Below are 5,570 nucleotides of genomic sequence, written 5' to 3'. Positions count from 1 at the left end.
CTGGGTCTGGTCTGGCAGCGGCTGGTTAGGTGCTATACCCACAGGTGGCTTTTCTGACTTTGCTGGTTCTACGGTTGTTCACTCCGTTGGTGGCTGGGCGGCCCTTTGTGGAGCGGCTATTTTAGGCCCCCGGATTGGTAAGTTTCAAGATGGTCAGGTCAATGCCATTCCGGGTCACAATATGAGCATTGCCACCCTGGGCTGTCTGATTCTATGGATCGGCTGGTTTGGCTTTAATCCCGGTTCCGAGCTAGCAGCTTCTACAGCCGTACCTTACATTGCCGTTACCACGAACCTAGCAGCTGCCGCTGGTGGTATATCAGCGACTCTAACGGCCTGGCTCATGAGCGGCAAGCCTGACTTGTCGATGATTATCAACGGTATCTTGGCTGGTCTGGTGGGCATCACCGCTGGCTGTGCTGGTGTTGGTTTCTTTGGCGCAGTCATCATTGGTTTGATTGCTGGTGTAATCGTAGTCTTCTCCGTTGGCTTCTTTGACAGCATCAAGATTGATGACCCTGTGGGTGCAATTTCCGTACACCTTGTGTGCGGTATGTGGGGCACGCTAGCCGTTGGTCTGTTTGATAAATCTGCTGGTCTTTTCTACGGTGGCGGTATTCAGCAGCTGATCTCTCAGATTATTGGTATCGTTGCCATTGGTTTGTTTACCGTTGTGTTCAGTTCCGTTGTTTGGACTATTCTGAAATCTGCTTTTGGTCTACGTGTTGCTGCAGAAGAAGAGCTCAAGGGCTTGGATATCGGTGAGCACGGGATGGAAGCTTATAGCGGATTTCTTAAGGACACTAGCGATATGGGCGGTGTTGCTTAGGCCACTAGCCTGAGTGCTTTCAAACTAGTTGAGTGACTAGTTGAGTGCCTTAAAAGGAACATGTGCTTCGAAGGAGGGTCGTTTCCTAGGGGAAATAGCCCTCCTTTATTTTTTAGGTAGGTATTAAGACTTATCTCTACCCGTCTTTTTCCCAATGGCTATGCTCCACCGCCTAGCGTTCCCTTCCCCTAAGCTTAGTTACAATTCCCCCGCAGGCTGGATGGGCACTGATAATGTTGGGGCAGTTAGGCAAATAGTCCTAGCATTAATCAAATCATAGGTGAATGGGCAATCCGGCTTCGGTTCTAGACGAGTTGCTTGCGGTCTTACCAGCACTAAGACCACAAATGTATTTCAAAACATCGCTGACGGCCCTTTCCCATGCGATGGAAGATCAGGTATTGGCAGGCGACGATTGCCCGTTAATGATCGCCAGCTTTCAGCAAGAGCGTTTCTATCGTCAAGAAGCACATCGCTATTTGCGTCTAGCTGAAATCACACCCCAAATTTATGTATTAGCGGCAGCCGATACTAAGTTTGCCAATGCTGATGGTGTAGCCCGGCATGAAACGATTGCCTTCGATCTAGAGGATGCGTTAGTCCATGAGTGGCATCTAGTCGTTGTCGGGAAAAAGTATACCTCCTGCTTAATTTGCCGAGAGCATCACCACAGTTCTCAAGAGCCAAAATTCTTAGCTGGCGCCCCTACGCTAGATCAAAGTCGTCGATTTGAAGGTGTTTGGACGTTAGATCGCCATGTGTGTGAGCAGGCTGCTTATATTTTGATGCAGCGCATTGCTAAGTATCGACCCGATCTATCCGAGAAGATCAGCAACGCCCAGAGACAATTTTTGTCAGATGATTTGCTGCAAGGGATTATCTCTAGCGAGGAAGGTGCGTCCTCTTCACCCTTTGCCCAACGTCTGGTGACCTATGTGCAGGCAAGTCAGTACAAACTGCTCAAAGCTTACAAAACGATGGCCGCTCAAGAAAATCGCGAGCGTCTGATTAATTCAATTACAGCGGCTATTCGGCAGTCGTTAAATCCGACTGAGGTGTTTGCGATCGCAACCCACGAACTCGGTCAAGAAATCTCCACCTGTCGCTGCATTATTTATCGCAGCAGCCACGACGCCCACGTCGAAATTCACCATGAGTTTCGACAACCCAACATCACATCTTTAAAGGGAAAGTCCTGGCCTCTCATAGAGAATCCCTTATTTCAAACCGTCACCCGCCAGCGCGAATCCCTCACCTACCTGAGTAACACAGCCATTGAAGGGCAAACGCATCTGAGCAGCGACGATATCCCAGCCATCCAACAATTACTTCAGCAATGGAATATCAGCGGCTGTTTGTTGGTGCCGCTGATCTATCAAGAACGGCTGCTGGGCATGATCGAACTACACCAGTGCGATCGGTCTCCCCACCCGTGGAATACCTATGATATTCGCCTAGTCGAGGCTGTCGCGGCTCAGCTCAGTGTCGCCGTTATTCAAGCCGAAGCCTACGCTAATCTAGAATCTTTAAATCAACAACTAGCCGCCTTAGACCGGACTCGTAGCAACCTAATTGCCATCACAGGTCACGAATTACGCACACCACTATCTACCATTCGAGTGTGTCTGGAGAGTATTTTCACCGAGCCCGACATGCCCATGGATATGCGACAAGTCATGTTGCAAACCGCCATGGAAGACTCTGAACGCATGCAAAGGCTAGTCCAGGACTTTCTCACACTATCGCGTCTAGAAAGCGGTCGTATTGAATGGAATTTAGAATCCTTATCCCTGAGTGAATGTATAGCCCTAGCCCTTAGCAGCCAACGTTCCAACACCCATGGCTCGCTCACAGTCGATGTCCCCGATAATTTACCTTTGATCCGTGGTGATGGGGAATGGATTGTTGAGGTTTTGACCAAGCTCCTAGACAACGCCTGTAAATTTACAGAAGCCGAAGACACGATCTCGATCCATGCGAACGTCAAGGACAATACCTTGCTAGAAGTTTCCGTAAATGATACCGGTCGAGGTATTGAACCAGAACGTCTAGAAACTGTTTTTGAGCGCTTTTACCAAGAAGAAGGCGCTCTACGTCGCTCCGTTGGTGGCACCGGTTTGGGGCTAGCCATTTGCCGTCAAATCGTAGAAGCCCAAGGGGGAAAAATTTGGGCCACATCCCAGGGCAAAGACCAGGGAACTCAGATCCACTTCACACTTCCCATCGCAGTTCAAAAATCAACCCGACGGTCGAAAAAGCAGTCAAGTGCTAAATCTTCGCACTCTAAAAAAATCTCAGTTTAGGCTAACGAGACTGGCTGGGCAGGGGCTGACCAAACGTTAACGGTGCAGGGGCATCTGTCTGCATAATTGTACGGTCAGCCGCAGGTTGTTGAATCGTCTGCCAGGCGGGAGTAGTCTCTTCGGCAACGGCCTCATCAGGCACAGCAACGACCTCATCAGGCACGGCAGCAACCGCTGTCGTTACGGTATCAACTGAGTCCGCAACTGCCTGGGCTGGCTCCACTTCAGCAGCAGCGGGCAACACCTCTTGAGGTACTTCCGACAAGGCCGCTTCCACAGTCGGTTTCACGCCTGTCTCCCGCGCGGCTAAGTCGGGCAAAACGGACTCCTGCGCGGCTGTGAGATCAGCTGTTTCATCGGCAGCTGCCCCATCCACCTCAGTCACTTCCAAGTCCGGAACCGTCATCGGTGGCAGGTCCAAACCAGCTGCGGGTTCGGTAACAGAGTTCGCAGTAGCCACATCAGCACTGGCCGGGATATCTTCTAAGGGGGGAACGCTCACCTGCTGCTCGGATGATGCACTGGCATAGGGATCGATGGGCAATACCGCCTCAGCGGACGGCTTAGACAGCTCTAGATTAGCCGCTGACAGGCTCACATCAGCCTCGGCTGATATAGGAGGTTGTACAGGGGTGGGCGCATCAGCTATTACCGGGCTGTCTGCTAGTAATGGCCGAAACCGCCAATGCCGTTGACCATTATTGTCATCAAATTGAATATCGGCTTGATCAGGAGACAGGACAGTATCTGGCGCTAGCTCGATCACCACTCTCACCTGATCGGGAGCGTGCTGAGCCACCCGGATATTTTGCACCGCACCGCTATAAAACTGCTCAGGCTCAACCGCACCTATTTGGGTATCGGGGATGTCTAGAACCAAACGCGGGGGCTCTGCCAGCAGAAAAAACTCCGGCAGCACAGTATCTGACAACGAAAATGTCAGCTCATTCGTCGTTGCATCAAAGGACCAATTATCTAACTCCTCTGCCAACGCTGATGAGGTAACTATCGTTAAGGCTACAAAGCTACCACCCACCAACTGATAAAAACGTTGCTTGAACCCCATGGGCTTACCCACTCAATGCAAAAGAATATGATTAACGGTAAAACCATATAGCGCTTTGTCAAGTCTTACCCGTAATTTTGATAAAAATTTCCCAGGTAGTGTGACCGAGTCGTCCATCATAGGTAAAGTACCCACCACATTACTATCAGCACCTCAACCTGGAGGGAGCGTATATTCTATGGAAATGCACGAGCTATTCACGTTAATTTTGCTTCTCAGCCCTGGCTTACTGCTATCTGCCCTGGTGATGTCTGCCATGGCTTTTGGCGGTTAGCTTAAAGAGGCTGAAGAGCTTTCTGCGTACATCATACTTTGAGATTATTGAGGTATTTATCATGGTGATGGTTGAGTCCACCATGCTGGCCTTGGGCACTGCAGCACCAGCATTTTTATTAACGGACGTTACCTCTGGTAGCACCGTTACCCTAGAAAAATTTGCAGACAGCAAGGCACTGTTGGTGATGTTTATCTGCGTGCATTGCCCCTTTGTCAAACACGTCGAGCAAGAACTCGCAAAAATCGGACAAGCCTACGCCAATCAGGGCTTAGGTATCGTAGCCATCAGCTCTAACAGTCTGGAAACCCACCCTCAGGATGCGCCTGAGCATATGAAAACACAGGCAAAAACCCTGGGATTTAAATTCCCTTATTGTTTTGACGACACTCAAACAGTGGCGAAAACCTATACCGCCGCTTGCACTCCCGATTTTTTCCTGTTTGATGGCACCCTCAAGCTAGTCTACCGAGGCCAGCTGGATGATAGTCGCCCTGGCAATAACAAACCTGTCACTGGCAAGGATCTACGTCAGGCAATTGATCGGGTTCTAGCAGGAGAAACATTGCCTGAGGAACAAACCCCCAGTATCGGCTGCAATATCAAATGGGCCCCAGGTGAGGCTCCAGCTTATTTTGGGGCCTAGAGTTGGTGCCCGGTTTAGTACATCCAATTGGAACGAGGATGGAAAGATGCCATAGCGCTTAGTTTTTCGTACAATTCAACTTCCTGGTCGTTGAGGACGGTTGGTATAACCACAGCTATGGCCACAACTTGGTCACCGCGCTCCTCAGCGATACGGCCATAGCCTTTACCGGCTAAACGCAGCTTGCGTCCAGGCTGAATCCCCGCTGGGATTGTCATTTGTACAGGTCCATCAAGGGTGGGCACCGTGACTTGTCCACCCAAAGCAGCTTCGCTAGGTGTAATTGGTAAATGACACACCACATCTCGCCCTTGCACGGTCAAAAAGCGATGGGGCTCCACCATTATATTGAGATACAGATCGCCACCATTGATCCCCTGTCCTTTGAGGCGAATACGTTGTCCCGTCATCATTCGAGGCGGCATATCCACTTCTAAAGCTCGCCCATCTTC

Annotated in this window: 5 protein-coding genes; 3 read left to right on the top strand and 2 right to left on the bottom strand. The window is 50.3% G+C overall.

The window, feature by feature from the left end; genetic code table 11:
- Nucleotides 1–829 (top strand): ammonium transporter (locus IQ260_RS27085; protein WP_407657761.1); only part of this gene is annotated, 829 nt, incomplete at its 5' end.
- A 284-nt stretch (nt 830–1,113) separates the two neighbouring features.
- On the top strand, nt 1,114–3,132 hold the full coding sequence (locus tag IQ260_RS27080) for a DICT sensory domain-containing protein (RefSeq protein WP_193996191.1): 2,019 nt from the start codon (nt 1,114–1,116) through the stop codon (nt 3,130–3,132).
- A 1-nt stretch (nt 3,133) separates the two neighbouring features.
- On the opposite strand, the gene IQ260_RS27075 is transcribed toward IQ260_RS27080, so the two are convergent.
- Nucleotides 3,134–4,198, bottom strand: a complete 1,065-nt coding sequence (locus tag IQ260_RS27075) for an AMIN domain-containing protein (protein WP_193996190.1) — start codon at nt 4,196–4,198, stop codon at nt 3,134–3,136.
- Between the two features lie 335 nt (nt 4,199–4,533).
- Here IQ260_RS27075 and IQ260_RS27070 point away from each other — a divergent pair, with 335 nt between their 5' ends.
- The gene (locus IQ260_RS27070; RefSeq protein ID WP_193996189.1) at nt 4,534–5,118 is read left to right on the top strand and encodes a thioredoxin family protein; all 585 of its coding nucleotides are present in this window, start codon (nt 4,534–4,536) and stop codon (nt 5,116–5,118) included.
- A gap of 14 nt (nt 5,119–5,132) precedes the next feature.
- On the opposite strand, the gene IQ260_RS27065 is transcribed toward IQ260_RS27070, so the two are convergent.
- On the bottom strand, nt 5,133–5,570 hold a 438-nt coding region (locus tag IQ260_RS27065; protein ID WP_322745058.1), incomplete at its 5' end, for a DnaJ C-terminal domain-containing protein.

It is taken from the genome of Leptolyngbya cf. ectocarpi LEGE 11479 (assembly GCF_015207065.1).
Lineage (GTDB): Bacteria > Cyanobacteriota > Cyanobacteriia > Phormidesmidales > Phormidesmidaceae > Leptothoe > Leptothoe ectocarpi.
Note: the sequence above shows the minus strand (reverse complement) of the source record. Positions and strands in the feature narration are given on the sequence as shown.